The organism is Roseateles sp. NT4 (assembly GCF_051857475.1).
Lineage (GTDB): Bacteria > Pseudomonadota > Gammaproteobacteria > Burkholderiales > Burkholderiaceae_C > Pelomonas.
The window spans coordinates 960,081-974,437 of the sequence record NZ_JBPZGZ010000001.1 but is presented as its reverse complement, the minus strand read 5'-3'; the positions used below and the strand labels follow the sequence as shown (position 1 = coordinate 974,437).

Here is a 14,357-nt window from a genome sequence, read left to right as displayed (position 1 = left end):
TTGGCCGCGAGCGGCCTGAATCTTGTTGATGTTGCGCTTTCGTTCAAGCGCGGGCAAGACTGAGCCGCCAACGATGGGCCCGCGCGCGCCGAAAGTGGCTTCTTGGGGTTGACCCAACGCACGACGCTGGTGTTATGCGGCGAAAAAAAGCGCCCCGCGGGGCGCTTCTTCATCTCGGCTCAGGCGCTCAGCGCCTCGATCTGTTCGCCCAGTTCGAGCCAGCGCATCTCGTCGGCTTCGAGCTGGTCGTGAATCGCCTTCAGGCGCTTGCCCATCTCGGCGATGGCTGACGCGGCCGCGCCTTCTGCCAGCTGAGCCTCGATCCCGCTGCGCTCCTCGGCCAGCGCGTGCATGCGCTTGTCGATGGCCTCCATTTCCTTGCGCAGTGGGCGCGTCTGCTCGGCGAGCTTGGCGCGGGCCTGGCCCGAGGCCTTGCGGTCCTCGCGGGCCGCAGGCGCCGGGGCGGCCGCCACTACGGGAGCCGGTGCGGCAGCGGGCGTCGAGCCCTTCTTGGCCGCGCGTGCCGCTTCCTTGCTCTGGTCCAGCAGCCATTTCTGGTAGTCGTCCAGGTCGCCGTCAAAGGGCTTGACGACGCCGTCGGCCACCAGCCAGAACTCGTCGCAGACCTCGCGCAGCAGCGCGCGGTCGTGGCTGACCAGCATGACCGTGCCTTCGAACTCGTTGAGCGCCATCGACAGCGCCTCGCGGGTGTTCAGGTCCAGGTGGTTGGTCGGCTCGTCCAGCAGCAGCAGGTTGGGGCGCTGCCACACCAGCATCGCCAGCACCAGGCGGGCCTTCTCGCCGCCTGACAGGCTGCCGACCTGCTGGTTGACCATGTCGCCCGTGAAGCGGAACTGGCCGAGGAAGTCGCGCAGCTCCTGCTCTCTTCCTGCCGGGCCCACTTCACGTGCAAGCCTCACCATGTGCTCCAGCGGGCCTTCGTCCAGGCGCAGCACGTCCAGCTCCTGCTGGGCGAAGTAGCCAATGGACAGGCCCTTGCCCTGCGTCATCGTGCCGCTGAGCGGCGGCTGCGCGCCGGCAATCGTCTTGACCAGCGTGGACTTGCCCTGGCCGTTGGCGCCGAGGATGCCGATGCGCTGGCCGGCCAGCACCGAGCGGTCGACATTGCGCACGATGGTGGTGCTGCCATACCCCGCCGACATCTCATCGAACATCAGCATCGGGTTGGGCAGGTTCAGCGGCTCGCGGAACTCGAAGTTGAAGTCGGCCGAGGCCAGCACCGGGGCCAGTTTCTCCATGCGCTCCAGGGCCTTCACGCGGCTTTGTGCCTGCTTGGCCTTGCTGGCCTTCGCCTTGAAGCGGTCGATGAACTTCTGCAGGTGGGCGACGCGGTCCTGCTGCTTGGCGAAGGCCGCCTGCTGCAGCACCATGCGCTCGGCGCGCTGCGTTTCGAAGCTGGTGTAGTTGCCGCCGTAGCGCACCAGCTTGCCTTCATCCAGGTGCAGGGTGACCTTGGTGATGGCGTCGAGGAACTCGCGGTCATGGCTGATGATGATCAGCGTGCCGTCGTAGCGCTGCAGCCAGGCTTCCAGCCAGACCAGCGCGTCCAGGTCCAGGTGGTTGGTGGGTTCGTCCAGCAGCATCAGCTCGGCCGGACACATCAGCGCGCGGGCGAGTTGCAGGCGCATGCGCCAGCCGCCGGAGAAGCTGTTCACCGGGGCGTCGAGCTGCTCGGTCTTGAAGCCCAGGCCCATCAGCAATGCCTGGGCGCGCGAGCGGGCGTCAAAGGCGCCGGCGTCGGCCAGCGCGGCATGCGCGTCGGCCATCGCATGGCCGTCCTCGGCCTCCTCGGCCGCGGCCAGCGCGACACGCGCGGCCACCAGCGTCAGGTCGCCCTGAAGCACATAGTCGGTGGCGCCGTCGTCGGTCTCGGGCATGTTCTGGGCCACTTCGGAGCGGCGCCAGTGCTTGGGCACCTCGACCTCGCCCTTGTCGTTGCCCAGGCGGTGGGTCAGCAGCGCGAACAGGCTGGACTTGCCGGCCCCGTTGCGCCCGACCAGGCCGATCTTCTCGCCGGGCTGCAGGGTCGCGGACGCGCCGTCCAGCACCACCTTGACGCCGCGACGCAGCGTGATGTCGCGAATGGTGATCACAGCAGGGACTCCTTGGTGACGAGGAGGACCTGGTCAGCGCCAGAAGAGGTTTCCATCCACACGACCTCGAGGTCAGGGAAGGCGGCTTCGAAGAAGTGGCGCTCGTTGCCGATCTCCAGCACCAGCACGCCGCCATCGTTCAGGGCGGCGGGCGCGGCGCGCAGCAGCTCGCGGATGAAGTCCATGCCGTCGTTGCCGCCGGCCAGGGCCAACTCGGGCTCGGCGCGGTATTCGGCGGGCAGGGCGGCCATGCTGGCGCTGTTGACGTAGGGAGGGTTGCAGAGGATCAAGTCGTAGGGGCCTGCACCTTGGTCGATTGCGCCGGCCAGGCCGTCGCCTTGCAGCAGCCGGATGCGCAGCGCCAGGTCGTGGCGCTCCACATTCAGCTTCGCCACCGCGAGGGCGTTCGTGTCGATGTCCAACGCGTCCACTTCCACGTCCGGCCAGGCCATGGCGGCCAGCACGGCCAGGCTGCCGTTGCCGGTGCACAGGTCCAGCACGCGTCGCGTGTCTTCGCCCAGCCAGGGGTCGATGCTGGCGTCGGCAATCAGCTCGGCGATGAAGCTGCGCGGCACGATGGCGCGCTCGTCGATGGTGAAAGGCACGCCCTGCAGCCAGGCCTCGCCGGTCAGATAGGCGGCGGGCTTGCGGGTGGTGATGCGCTCGTCGACCAGGGCCGCGATGGAGGCGGCTTCGGCCTCGGTCAGCTCGCGTTCCTCATGGTCGTCCAGCCCGTCCAGCGGAAGGCCGAGGCGCCACAGCGCCAGCCACATGGCCTCGTCGAAAGCGTTCGTGGTGCCATGGCCAAAAAACAAGCCCGCCTGGGCGAGGCGGGCGGCTTGGGATTCAATGCAGTCGATCAGCTTCAAGTGCCGCGGACGTCCAATGTGATTTCGGTGAAGCTGGCTTCGTCGCCGGCCTTCTCTTCCTTGCGCGGCGCGTTGGTCATGCGGGCGCCGGGCGCCTCGTTCTGCAGACGCCAGAGCAGGTTGGTCGGCGAGTCGGCGAAGGCCAGGCCTTCCTCGCGGGTGATGGTGCCTTCGCTGATGAGCTTGGCGAAATGTTCTTCGTAGGTCTGCGAGCCTTCGGCGATGGACTTCTCCATCGCTTCCTTCACGCCGGCGAAGTCGCCCTGTTCGATGAGCTCGGCCGTCAGCTTGGTGTTCAGCAGGATCTCGACGACGGGCACGCGGCCGCCGGCGGTGGCACGCACCAGGCGCTGCGACACGACAGCCTTGAGGCCGGCCGCCAGGTCGTTCAGCAGGGCCGGGCGGGATTCCGGCGTGTAGAACGACAGGATGCGGTTCAGCGCGTGATAGGTGTTGTTGCCGTGCAGCGTGGCCAGCACCAGGTGGCCGGACAGCGCGTACGAAATGGCCGCCGTCATGGTCTCGCGGTCGCGGATTTCGCCGATCAGGATGCAGTCCGGCGCCTGGCGCAGTGCGTTCTTCAGCGCGATCTGCAGCGAGGCCGTGTCGCGGCCGATCTCGCGCTGGTTGACCACCGAACGCTTGTTGCTGAACAGGTATTCGATCGGGTCCTCGATGGTGAGGATGTGCCCGGTCATCGTCTGGTTGCGCATTTCCAGCATGGACGCGAGCGTCGTGCTCTTGCCGGTGCCGGTGGCGCCCACCATCAGGATGAGGCCGCGCTTTTCCTTGATCATCGTGCCCAGCACATCGGGCAGCAGCAGGCTTTCCAGCGTCGGGATGTCGTGCGGGATGTGGCGGAACACACCGGCGATGGAGCCGCGCTGGCGAAAGCCCGACAGGCGGAAGCTCCCCACGCCGCGCACCGACACGGCGAGGTTGAGCTCGCCGGTGTTGTCCAGTTCGGCCAGCGAGGTCGGGTCGATGACCTCGGCGATGAGCTGGCGCGGCTGGGGCGGCGTCAGCAACTGGTCCGACAGCTGCACGGTCTGTCCGTTGATGCGGATCAGCACCGGCATGTTGGCCGACAGATAACAGTCAGAGGCACCCTTGTCGGCCATCAGCCGCAGGATGCGTTCCATATTGCCGGCGCTGGGTCCCGTCATGTTCAGGCTCGAAGGAGTTCGTTGATGCTGGTCTTGGAGCGCGTCTGGGCGTCGACGCGCTTCACGATGATGGCAGCGTACAGCGAGTAGCGACCGCCATCCTTGGGCAGCGAGCCGGAGATGACGACGGAGCCGGCCGGAATGCGGCCATAGCTCACGGTATCGGTGGCGCGGTCGTAGATCGGCGTGCTCTGGCCGATGTAGACGCCCATGGAAATGACCGAGTTCTCTTCGACGATGACGCCTTCGACGACCTCGGAGCGGGCGCCGATGAAGCAGTTGTCTTCGATGATGGTCGGGTTGGCCTGCAGCGGTTCCAGCACGCCGCCGATGCCGACGCCGCCGCTCAGATGGACGTTCTTGCCGATCTGGGCGCAGGAGCCGACGGTGGCCCAGGTGTCGACCATGGCGCCTTCGTCGACATAGGCGCCGATGTTCACGTAGGAGGGCATCAGCACGACGTTCTTCGCCTGGAAGCTGCCGCGACGAGCGACGGCCGGCGGCACGACGCGCACGCCGGTGGCGCGCAACTGCTCGTCGCTCCAGCCCGAGTACTTGGTGGGCACCTTGTCGAAGAAGGTCAGCTCCTTGTCGCCCATGATGCGGTTGTCATTCAGGCGGAAGGACAGCAGCACGGCCTTCTTGACCCACTGGTGCACCGTCCACTGGCCGACGCCCTCGCGGGTGGCCACGCGCAGGCGGCCTGCATCCAGTTCGGCGATGACGTGATCGACGGCCTGGCGCACCTCGGGGGCGTTGACGGGATCGAGAGACGCGCGGTTGTCCCAGGCGAGGTCGATCAGGCTTTGCAGTTCAGCGGTGTTCATGACAGGGATTTCGTGAAGGAGACGATGCGGCGGGTGGCTTCCAGGCATTCGGCCTCGTCGGCCACCAGGGCCAGGCGGATGCGCCCGGCGCCGGGGTTGCTGCCATGGGCTTCGCGCGCCAGCAGGCTGCCCGGCAGGACGGCGAGATTGTATTGAGCGAGCAGGCCCTGGGCGAAGGCGACATCGTTACCGCCGGGAACAGCCGCCCAGAGGTAGAAGCCGGCGTCGGGCAGGGCCACGTCCAGCACTTCGGCCAACAGCGGCGTGACCTCGGCGAACTTGTGGCGGTAGCGCGCCCGGTTCTCGACGACATGGGCCTCGTCGCCCCAGGCCGCGATGCTGGCGGCCTGCACGATGGGGCTCATGGCGCTGCCGTGATAGGTGCGGTAGAGCAGGAATTTCTTCAGCAGGGCCGCGTCGCCGGCCACAAAGCCCGAACGCAGGCCCGGCACGTTGGAGCGCTTGGACAGCGAGGTGAAGGCGATCAGGTTCCTGAAGTCGCTGCGGCCCAGCTTTTCCGCGGCCTCCAGGCCGCCCAGTGGCGCCTCGTCGCGGAAATAGATCTCCGAATAGCACTCGTCGGACGCGATGACGAAGCCATGGCGGTCGCTGAGCTCAAACAGGGCCTGCCACTCGGACAGCGGCATGACGGCGCCGCTCGGGTTGCCCGGCGAGCAGACGTAGATCAGCTGGGTTTTGGCCCAGGTGGCTGCGTCGATCTGGCGCCAGTCCACGGCGAAATTGCGGGCCGGGTCGGAATTGGCGTAGGCCACCTCGGCGCCTGCCAGCAGGGCCGCGCCTTCGTAGATCTGATAGAAGGGATTGGGGCAGACGACGGTCGCCCCGGGCCGGGTCGAATCGATGACGGTCTGGGCGATGGCGAACAAGGCCTCGCGCGAGCCGTTGACCGGCAGGACCTGCGTGCCTGCATCCAGCGTCAGCCCGTAGCGGCGCGAGATCCAGCCGGCGATGGCCTCGCGCAGGGCCGGCGTGCCGGCCGTGGCCGGGTAGGCCGCCAGACTTTTCATCGACGCGTTGATGGCCTCGGCGATCAGGGCCGGTGCCGCGTGGCGCGGTTCGCCGATGCCCAGGGAAATGGGCGCGAGGTCCGGATTCGGCGTGATGCCCGCGGTCAGCTCGCGCAGGCGCTCGAAGGGGTAGGGGTGCAGCCGCTCGAGCCGCGGATTGACGGGAACACTCATGCCGGAATCATAGGCGGCAGGGTGTCCGGCCGGCTTCGTCCTCGGGCCAGCCTGGGCACGCGGCGCGGCGAAGCGCGCCGCTGCGGTTTCAGCCCAGCATGCCCGACTCGAAGCCGTGGGCCGGCAGGTCGACGCGCGGCGCGGGCGTCCAGCCCGGCTTGCGGTGCTCGGCGACGACGTTGGTGTAGATGCCGCCGCGCACATACCACTTGGCCGTGATGCGGATGAAGCGCGGGTCGGTGACCTTGACGATGTCGTCCAGGATCTTGTTGGTGACCTTCTCGTGGAAGGAGCCCTCGTTGCGGTAGCTCCAGAAGTACATCTTCAGGCTCTTGAGCTCCACACAGAGCTCGTCCGCAATCATGTCGATGGTGAAGTGGGCGAAGTCGGGTTGGCCGGTCAGCGGGCAGTGGCAGGTGAACTCGGGCACCTGGAACTGGATGACGTAATCGCGCTCGGGATTCGGGTTGGGGAAGACCAGGATGTCCTTGCTGGGCTTGCTCGGCGGATTCGGGGGCACCTCGCGCATCTTGGGCTTGTTCTTCTTGGCGGGGGCGGCGGCGGACTTCTTGGTGGCCATGTGAGTGTTCGCAACGGGTCTTTCTGAGAGGGTGCAAATGGTATCATCCGGCCCCGTCAAAGCGCCCTTGAAAGGCGCTTTTCTTTAGCCAAATCAAGGGCTTACGTCCGAGCTACATGCGGCTGAATTCGATCAAGCTGGCCGGCTTCAAATCCTTCGCTGAGCCCACGACCTTCCAGTTGCCCGGGCAACTTGTCGGCGTCGTCGGCCCCAACGGCTGCGGCAAGTCCAACATCATGGACGCGGTGCGCTGGGTGCTGGGCGAGAGCAAGGCGAGCGAGTTGCGTGGCGAGTCCATGCAGGACGTCATCTTCAACGGCAGCGGCAACCGCAAGCCTGCGGGGCGCTCCAGTGTCGAGCTGGTGTTCGACAACCAATCCGCCCGCGCCGGCGGGCCGTGGAACCAGTTCAGCGAGATCGCCGTCAAGCGCGTGCTGACGCGCGACGGCACCAGCTCCTACTTCATCAACAACCAGCCGGTGCGTCGCCGCGACGTGCAGGACGTCTTCCTCGGCACCGGCCTGGGTCCGCGGGCCTACGCCATCATCGGCCAGGGCACCATCTCGCGCATCATCGAGAGCAAGCCCGAAGAGCTGCGCCTTTTCCTCGAAGAAGCGGCCGGCGTGTCCAAGTACAAGGAACGCCGCCGCGAGACCGAGAACCGCCTCAAGGACACGCGCGAGAACCTGACCCGCGTCGACGACATCCTGCGCGAGCTCAACACCAACCTCGAAAAGCTGGAGCGCCAGGCCGAGGTGGCGGCCAGCTATCGCAGCCTGCAGGACACCGGCACGCTGAAGCTGCACCAGCTGTGGTGGCTGAAGCTGCGCGACGCCGGCAGCGAGGCCACCCGCGTCAAGGCCGCCCATGTCGAAGCCGTCAACGCGCTGGAGTCGCGCACGGCCGAGCTGCGGGCCGTCGAGGCCACGCTGGAAGAGGTGCGCCAGGCGCACTACGCGGCGGGCGACGAACTGCATGCGTCCCAAGGCCGCTTTGCCGATGCCCAGCTCGAAGTGAGCCGGCTGGAGGAGCGCATCCGCTTCGTCGTCGAAAGCCGCAACCGCGCCCAGCAACGCCTGGCCGAGCTGCATGCCCAGGACGGCCAGTGGCGCGAGCGCGTCGAGCAGTCTGCGGCGGAGCTGGAAGGCATTGCCGAGCAGATCGCCGGCGCGGACGAGCAGAGCGAGATCCTGGCCGCCCAGGCCGAGGAGCAGCAGGGCCAACTGCCCGTGGTGGAGGACGCACTGCGCGCCGCCCAGGCCCGTGCCAATGAGCAGCGCGCCCTGGTCGCCCAGGTGCAGCAGCAGATCCAGGTGCTGGCCGCCGAGAGCCGCAGCGTTGACGAGCAGGCGAGGGCGTTGCGCCAGCGCGAGGACAGGCTCACGGCCGAGTCGCGTGCCCTCGGCGCGCCGGACCACGATGCCTTGGAGACGCTGAAGGCCCGCACGGCCGAGGCCGACGAGGCGCGTGACCTGTCCGAAGCGCGCCTGCAGGAGCTGGCCGAGCAACTGCCCCAGCTCGAAGAGCAGCGCCGCAACGCCCAGCAGGACGCCAACGCCCAGCTGGCCAGGCAGTCCGAACTGACCGCCCGCCTGGAGGCCCTGAAGGCCCTGCAGGAGAAGGTGCAGACCGAAGGCAAGCTCAAGCCCTGGCTGGCCAAGCATGGCCTCGACGGCCTGCAAGGGCTGTGGACCAAGCTGCACATCAGCCAAGGCTGGGAGAACGCCCTCGAAGCCGCGTTGCGCGAGCGCATGGGCGCCTTGAGCGTCGGCCGCCTGGACACGGTGCGCGCGTTTGAGCTCGATGCGCCGCCGGCCCGCCTGGCCTTCTATTCGACGCCGCCCGGCTCCATTGCCAACACGCACGAGACCCTGCCCAAGCTCAGCGAGCTGCTGCGCCTGGACGATGCCGGCCTGTCTGCGCTGCTGAACGACTGGCTGGAAGGCGTCTACACGGCGCCCGATCTGGATGCGGCGCTCGCCGCACGCGGCAGGCTGACGCATGGCGAACTGATCCTGACGCCGCAGGGCCATGCCGTCGGCCAGTTCTCGGTCACCTTCTATGCGCCCGATTCCGAGCAGGCCGGCCTGCTGGCCCGCGCCCAGGAGATCGAGCAGCTGACCACCGCCCAGCGTGCCCAGAACCTGATCGCCGATGAGGCCCGCATGTCGCTCGGCCGCATCGAGCACCAGTTCAACGACGCCAATGGGCGCCTGACGACGCTGCGCCGCGAGGCCAGCGAGGCTCAGACCCGCGCTCATCAGCTCCACGTCGAATTGCTGCGCCTGAGCCAGCAGGCCGAGGCCAGCCAGCAGCGCCGCAGCGCCCTGGATGCGGAGCTCGCCGAGATCGCCGCCCAGCAGGAAGGCCTGCAGGAGCGCCGCGCCGTCGGCGAGGCCCGCTTCGAGGAGCTGGACATCCAGCTCGGCGATTCGCAGCAACGCCATGCCGAGCTGGAAGACGGCACCATCGCGGCCGAGCGCAAGCTGTCCGACGCCCGCGAGCAGCTGCGCACGCTGGAGCGCCGCTCGCAGGAGGCGCGTTTCGCCACGCAGACCCTGGCGGCCCGCCGCGGTGAATTGCAGCGCGGCATCGAGACGGCCCAGGCCCAGATCGGCCAGGTGGCAACGTCGGCCGCCAGCCTGCAGGCCGAGCTGGACACGCTGAACGACGCCGCCGCCCAGGCCGGCCTGCAGGACGCCCTGGCCCTCAAGGTCGAGCGCGAGCAGGCCCTGGCTGCCGTGCGCGCCAGCTACGACGACCTGTCGCTGCGCCTGCGCAAGGCCGACGAGCAGCGCATGACCTTCGAGCGCAGCCTGGACCCGCTGCGCGAGGCCATCACCAAGCTGCAGCTGGAAGAGCAGGCCGCCCAGCTCGGCGGCGCCCAGTACCGCGAGCAGCTCGAAGCCGCTGCTGTCGATCTCGAGGCCCTGGCCAAGACCATCGAAGAGGGCGGTGTGAAGCTCTATGGCCTGCAGGGCGAGATCGATCGCATCAACCGCGAGATCGCCGCCCTCGGTGCCGTCAACCTGGCCGCGTTGGACGAGCTGACGGCGGCCCGCGAGCGCAAGACCTTCCTCGACTCCCAATGCGCCGACCTGAACTCGGCCATCAAGACGCTGGAAGACGCCATCCACAAGATCGACCTCGAGACACGCGACCTGCTGGGCTCGACCTTCAACCAGGTCAACGACCACTTCGGCCGCATGTTCCCCGAACTCTTCGGCGGCGGCGAGGCGAGGCTGGTCATGACGGGCGACGAGATCCTGGACGCCGGCGTGCAGGTCATGGCCCAGCCGCCGGGCAAGAAGAACAGCACCATCCACCTGCTGTCGGGCGGCGAGAAGGCGCTGACCGCCATCGCCCTGGTGTTCGCCATCTTCCAGCTCAACCCGGCGCCTTTCTGCCTGCTGGACGAGGTGGACGCGCCGCTGGATGACGCCAACACCGAGCGTTATGCCCGCCTCGTGACCAAGATGAGCGCCGGCACGCAATTCCTCTTCATCTCGCACAACAAGATTGCGATGGAAATGGCTGAACAACTGATTGGCGTGACCATGCAGGAGCAGGGCGTGTCGCGCATCGTGGCCGTCGACATGGACAAGGCCCTCGCAATGGCCGAGGCAGCATGAGCGTCACGCTGACCCAACTCCTGGCCATGACCGGCGGCGTCGTTCTGGCCGGCGTCATCGCCCACGGCGCCTGGCAGGCGCGCAAGGCCGGCCCCAAGCGCGCCACGCCGCCGATGGAAGAGCCGCATTTCGACACCCCGCCGGCCGCCGTCGAGGCTGCCGCGGAGGACGCGCCGCTGGAAGTGACGCTGCCGGCCGTGGCCCGCCCGTTGCGGCGGCCTTCGGCCCGCATCGATGCGCTGATCGACGCCATCGCTGCCATCACCGTCGAAGGACCCGTGTCCGGCGAGATGGCCCTGCAGCACCAGCCCGGCAGCCGCCGCGCCGGCACCAAGCCGCTGCAGATCGAAGGCCTGAACACCGAGACTGGCGACTGGGAGTTGCCCGCACCCGGCCAGCGCTACAGCGAGTTCCAGGCCGGTCTGAAGATGGCCAACCGCAGCGGCGCCTTGAACGAGATCGAGTACTCGGAGTTCGTGCAGAAGATCCAGGCCTTTGCCGATGGCGTGGGCGGCTTCGTGCAATTCCCCGACATGCTGGATGTCGTCGCCCGCGCCCGCGAGCTGGACCAGTTCGCCGCCAGCCATGACGCCCAGCTGGCCCTGCTGCTGCGTGCCAAGGCCACGGCCTGGACGCCGGGCTTCGTGCAGCAGGCCGCGGCCCGCCACGGCTTTGTCGCCGGCGCCCTGCCGGGCCGCCTCGTCATGCCTTCGGGCGAGGAGGGCGCGCCGCCGGTGCTGACGCTGCAGTTCGACGCCCAGGCGGCCCTGGCCGAGGACCCCGAGGCCCTGTCGCTGCGCGAGCTGACCCTGTCCCTGGACGTGCCGCAGACGCCTTCCGAGGCCGAGCCCTTTGCCAGCTGGCAGGAGTCGGCCCGCGCCCTGGCCCGCGACCTGGAGGCCGAGGTCTGCGACGACCGCGGCCAGGTGCTGGGCCTGCATGCCTTCGCCGCCATCGACGTCGAGCTGAAAAAGCTCTACGAGGCCCTGGCCGAGCGCGATCTGGCCGCCGGCTCGCCCGCTGCGCGCCGGCTGTTCAGCTGATCGCGTGACATTGGCCGCGCAAACGCCGCGGTCGGACTGACAGCCGGTGGGGCTTTTGGGGCGCAAAGCTCCTAAAGTCAGCGCGTCAATGGCCTTTCGAAGCCTGATGCGCAGCGGCGGTTCCTACCCAGTCTTCAGTCCTGTCCTTCATCCAGCCCTCCGGATGTGGCTGCTGGGCGGCTTGCTGCTGCTGTCGCTGCTGGGGCAGCCCGGCCTTGCCGCCCAGGCTCCCACGCTGGCCCAGCAGATCGAAGCCATCGAAGCGAGCCATGGCAGCGAGCCGCCCGAGGTCGTTGCCAAGTTGAGACCGCTGGAAGCGCAGGCCCGTGCCCTGGGGGGCGACAACCTGCGCGTCTTCCTCGCTGCATGGGGCTATGCCCATGGCCTGATGGATCAGTTCACCGTGGTCGACGCGGCGACCGCCGAGCTCATCGACCTGGGCGAACGCGAAAACAATGCCGCGGCCATGGCCTCGGCGTATGCGCTGCGGGCGACCATGCTGCAGCTCTCGGGGCGGGTCAACGCGGCCTATGGCTGGGTCAACGAGGCCTTGCCCTGGGTCGAAAAGACGCAGGATGAGCCGTTGCGCTCCTGGGTCTTCATGACGGCCGGCAACATCAGCCTGGCGACGGGCCATCTGCAGGAGGGCTTGCGTGCCTATGCTGCGGCAAGCCGATCGGCGCAGGCCCAGTCCAATCCACGGCGCGGGGCAACGGCCCACAGCGCGTTGGCGCCCATCCGCCTGGCCCTGCGCGACATCGACGGCGCCCGCGCCGACGCCCAGCAGGCCTTCCGGCTGGCCGAGGCTGCCGGCAATCGTCCCCTGCAGCTCGCGGCCAAGCTGATCGAATCGCTGGTCGAGGAAGAGGCCGGACGCCCGATGGCGCGGGATCGGGCCCAGGAGCAGGCGCGCCGGCTGGCCGCCAGCATCGAGCCCGCGGTGGCCGCCAGCGCGGCCGGCGTGAACCCGGCTACGGGCAGTGCCGTCTGGCTCAACACGCAGGCGGAGGTGGTGCAGGAGCTCGCCGATCTGCACCTGAGTGCACGCAATTTCGCGCCCGCCCAGAGCTATGCCGAGCGGGCCTTGAAGCTGGCCCGCCAGGAAGGCAGCGACGAGGACGCCGTGGCCGTGGCCACCATCAGCCTCGGCATGGCACGACTCGGCCTGCGCCAGAAGGCGGCCGGTGAGGAACTCGTGAGCCAGGGGCTTGCGGCCCTGCAGAAGCAGGGCCGCAAAGTGAGGCTGATGGAGCAGTTGAACCGCCATGCCGAACTGCTGGAGGCCTTGGGCGACGTGGCGGGCGCCGTGCGCCAATCGCGCAAGGCCCTGGCCCTGGAGGCCGAGCTGGTGCGCAGCGACCGCGTCAGCACGGTGCTGGAGCTGCAGCGCCGCTCCAGCTTCGAGCAGAACCAGCGTGCCCTGGACAGCCTCAAGCATGACAACGAGCTGCAGGCCAGCCAGCTCGAGCGCCACCGCAGCGAGAGGCGCCTGACCCTGGGCCTGGCCCTGGCCATGCTCGTTGTCGTGCTGCTGACGGTGGCCCTGTACCGCCGCGCCCGCAGGGCCAACCGCGCCCTCAAGACCCACAACGCCGAGCTGGCCCATGTCGGCCTGCATGACCGAGTGACCGGCCTGCCCAACCGTCGCGCACTGGAACAGCGGGCCCGGGAGCTTGCCGATGAGAGCTTCGTCGGCCTGGGCATCGCCATCAACCGCTTCAGCCGCATCATGGGCAGCCTGGGCCATGCGGCGGGCGACGAGTTGCTGTGTCAGGTGGCGGGGCGGCTGAAGTCCGTCGTCGAGGCGGCCGGGGGACGGCTCTACCGCATGGACGGCCTGTCGTTCGGGGCCATCGTGCCGGCCCTGAGCGACGCTGAGGCCCTGCGCGGCCTGCTGGACCAGCTGCTGGAGGTCATGCAGCCCGTCTTCGAGGTGCAGCGCCAGCAGCTCGCCGTCACGCTGAGCATCGGTGCCGCCGAATACCCGCGGGACGGTGGCCAGACGGCCGACATCGCCAAGGCCATCCAGCTGGCCATGCGCCAGGCCCAGGGCCAGCCGGGCAACAGCGCCGTGATCTTCACCCAAGGCCTGCTGGACGACCAGCAGGGCCGGCTGCAACTGGAGGCGCGCCTGGTGCAGGCCCTGGACCGCGGCGAACTCGAACTCTTCTACCAGGCGCAATGCGACCTGGGCACGCGCCAGCTGTCAGGGTTCGAGGCCCTGCTGCGCTGGCGCAGCCCCGAGGGCCTGATACCGCCGGACCGCTTCATCCCGCTGGCCGAGGAATCCGGCCTCATCGTCCCCATCGGCCGCTGGGTGCTGCAGCAGGCCTGCCTGCAGGCCAAGGCCTGGCACGACAGCGGCCCGGACCGGCCGGTGGTGGCCGTCAACATCTCGCCGCGCCAATTCCAGCATCCCGAGTTCATGGCCACGGTGCGCGAGGCCCTGGCCAAGTCGGGCGTGGACCCGCACTACATCGAACTGGAGATCACCGAGGGCGCCATGATGGACGACGCCGAGGCCACCATCGCCAAGATGGCCGAGCTGCGCGCCCTGGGCCTGCATCTGGCCATCGACGACTTCGGCACGGGCTATTCCAGCCTGGCTTATCTGAAGCGCTTTCCCATCAACCGCCTGAAGATCGACCGCGCCTTCGTGCGCGACCTTGGCCAGGACGAGAGCGGCGCAGCCATCGTCCAGGCCATGATCCAGCTGTCGCACAGCCTGGGCATGACGGTGGTGGCCGAAGGCGTCGAGGACGCCGGCCAGGAGGCCTGCCTGCGCGGCTGGCATTGCGACGTCATGCAGGGCTTCGGCTATGCACGCCCGGTGCCGGTGCGCGACGCGACAGCCTTCCTGGAGAAGTGCAGGAGCGAGGCAGCGATCGTGAACGGGATGGCGGCATAAACTGCCCGCCATGACT

Annotated in this window: 9 protein-coding genes; 3 read left to right on the top strand and 6 right to left on the bottom strand. The window is 68.5% G+C overall.

The genetic code is table 11. The annotated features are described in order from the left end of the window. Positions 1 to 179 precede the first annotated feature (179 nt). From ACS5PN_RS04580 to queF, 6 genes are all read right to left on the bottom strand, one after another. Complete coding sequence (locus ACS5PN_RS04580) at positions 180 to 2,114, bottom strand: ABC-F family ATP-binding cassette domain-containing protein (RefSeq protein ID WP_439462755.1); 1,935 nt, start codon at positions 2,112 to 2,114, stop codon at positions 180 to 182. Beyond that, entirely contained in the window at positions 2,111 to 2,983 is an 873-nt protein-coding gene (prmB, locus tag ACS5PN_RS04575; protein ID WP_439462754.1) for a 50S ribosomal protein L3 N(5)-glutamine methyltransferase, read from the bottom strand. Before prmB ends, ACS5PN_RS04580 begins: the two co-directional genes overlap by 4 nt. Continuing rightward, a complete protein-coding gene (locus tag ACS5PN_RS04570; protein ID WP_439462753.1) occupies positions 2,980 to 4,149 on the bottom strand; it encodes a PilT/PilU family type 4a pilus ATPase in 1,170 nt (389 codons plus the stop codon). The genes prmB and ACS5PN_RS04570 overlap by 4 nt, the downstream gene beginning before the upstream one ends. 2 nt (positions 4,150 to 4,151) lie before the next feature. Then, positions 4,152 to 4,976 (bottom strand): 2,3,4,5-tetrahydropyridine-2,6-dicarboxylate N-succinyltransferase, encoded by an 825-nt coding sequence (dapD, locus tag ACS5PN_RS04565; RefSeq protein WP_439462752.1) that lies wholly within the window; start codon positions 4,974 to 4,976, stop codon positions 4,152 to 4,154. Further along, entirely contained in the window at positions 4,973 to 6,178 is a 1,206-nt protein-coding gene (gene dapC, locus ACS5PN_RS04560) for a succinyldiaminopimelate transaminase (RefSeq protein WP_439462751.1), read from the bottom strand. The genes dapD and dapC overlap by 4 nt, the downstream gene beginning before the upstream one ends. An 88-nt stretch (positions 6,179 to 6,266) precedes the next feature. Then, the gene (gene queF, locus ACS5PN_RS04555; RefSeq protein WP_119046574.1) at positions 6,267 to 6,707 is read right to left on the bottom strand and encodes a preQ(1) synthase; all 441 of its coding nucleotides are present in this window, start codon (positions 6,705 to 6,707) and stop codon (positions 6,267 to 6,269) included. Positions 6,708 to 6,874: 167 nt separating this feature from the next. On the opposite strand from queF, the gene smc reads away from it, so the two are divergent. The 3 genes from smc (at position 6,875) to ACS5PN_RS04540 (ending at position 14,341) form a co-directional block, all read left to right on the top strand. Continuing rightward, the gene (smc, locus tag ACS5PN_RS04550) at positions 6,875 to 10,390 is read left to right on the top strand and encodes a chromosome segregation protein SMC (protein WP_439462750.1); all 3,516 of its coding nucleotides are present in this window, start codon (positions 6,875 to 6,877) and stop codon (positions 10,388 to 10,390) included. Next, on the top strand, positions 10,387 to 11,433 hold the full coding sequence (locus tag ACS5PN_RS04545) for a cell division protein FtsZ (RefSeq protein WP_439462749.1): 1,047 nt from the start codon (positions 10,387 to 10,389) through the stop codon (positions 11,431 to 11,433). Before smc ends, ACS5PN_RS04545 begins: the two co-directional genes overlap by 4 nt. Before the next feature lie 163 nt (positions 11,434 to 11,596). Next, positions 11,597 to 14,341: a putative bifunctional diguanylate cyclase/phosphodiesterase gene (locus tag ACS5PN_RS04540; RefSeq protein WP_439462748.1), complete on the top strand. Its 2,745-nt coding sequence runs from the start codon at positions 11,597 to 11,599 to the stop codon at positions 14,339 to 14,341. Positions 14,342 to 14,357 lie beyond the last annotated feature (16 nt).

Excerpts from the sequence above, each read along its gene's own strand:
- ACS5PN_RS04570 (WP_439462753.1), bottom strand. The coding sequence starts at position 4,149 with ATGACGGGACCCAGCGCCGGCAATATGGAACGCATCCTGCGGCTGATG.
- dapD (WP_439462752.1), bottom strand. The coding sequence starts at position 4,976 with ATGAACACCGCTGAACTGCAAAGCCTGATCGACCTCGCCTGGGACAAC.
- dapC (WP_439462751.1), bottom strand. The coding sequence starts at position 6,178 with ATGAGTGTTCCCGTCAATCCGCGGCTCGAGCGGCTGCACCCCTACCCC.
- queF (WP_119046574.1), bottom strand. The coding sequence starts at position 6,707 with ATGCGCGAGGTGCCCCCGAATCCGCCGAGCAAGCCCAGCAAGGACATC.
- smc (WP_439462750.1), top strand. The coding sequence starts at position 6,875 with ATGCGGCTGAATTCGATCAAGCTGGCCGGCTTCAAATCCTTCGCTGAG.
- ACS5PN_RS04545 (WP_439462749.1), top strand. The coding sequence starts at position 10,387 with ATGAGCGTCACGCTGACCCAACTCCTGGCCATGACCGGCGGCGTCGTT.
- ACS5PN_RS04540 (WP_439462748.1), top strand. The coding sequence starts at position 11,597 with ATGTGGCTGCTGGGCGGCTTGCTGCTGCTGTCGCTGCTGGGGCAGCCC.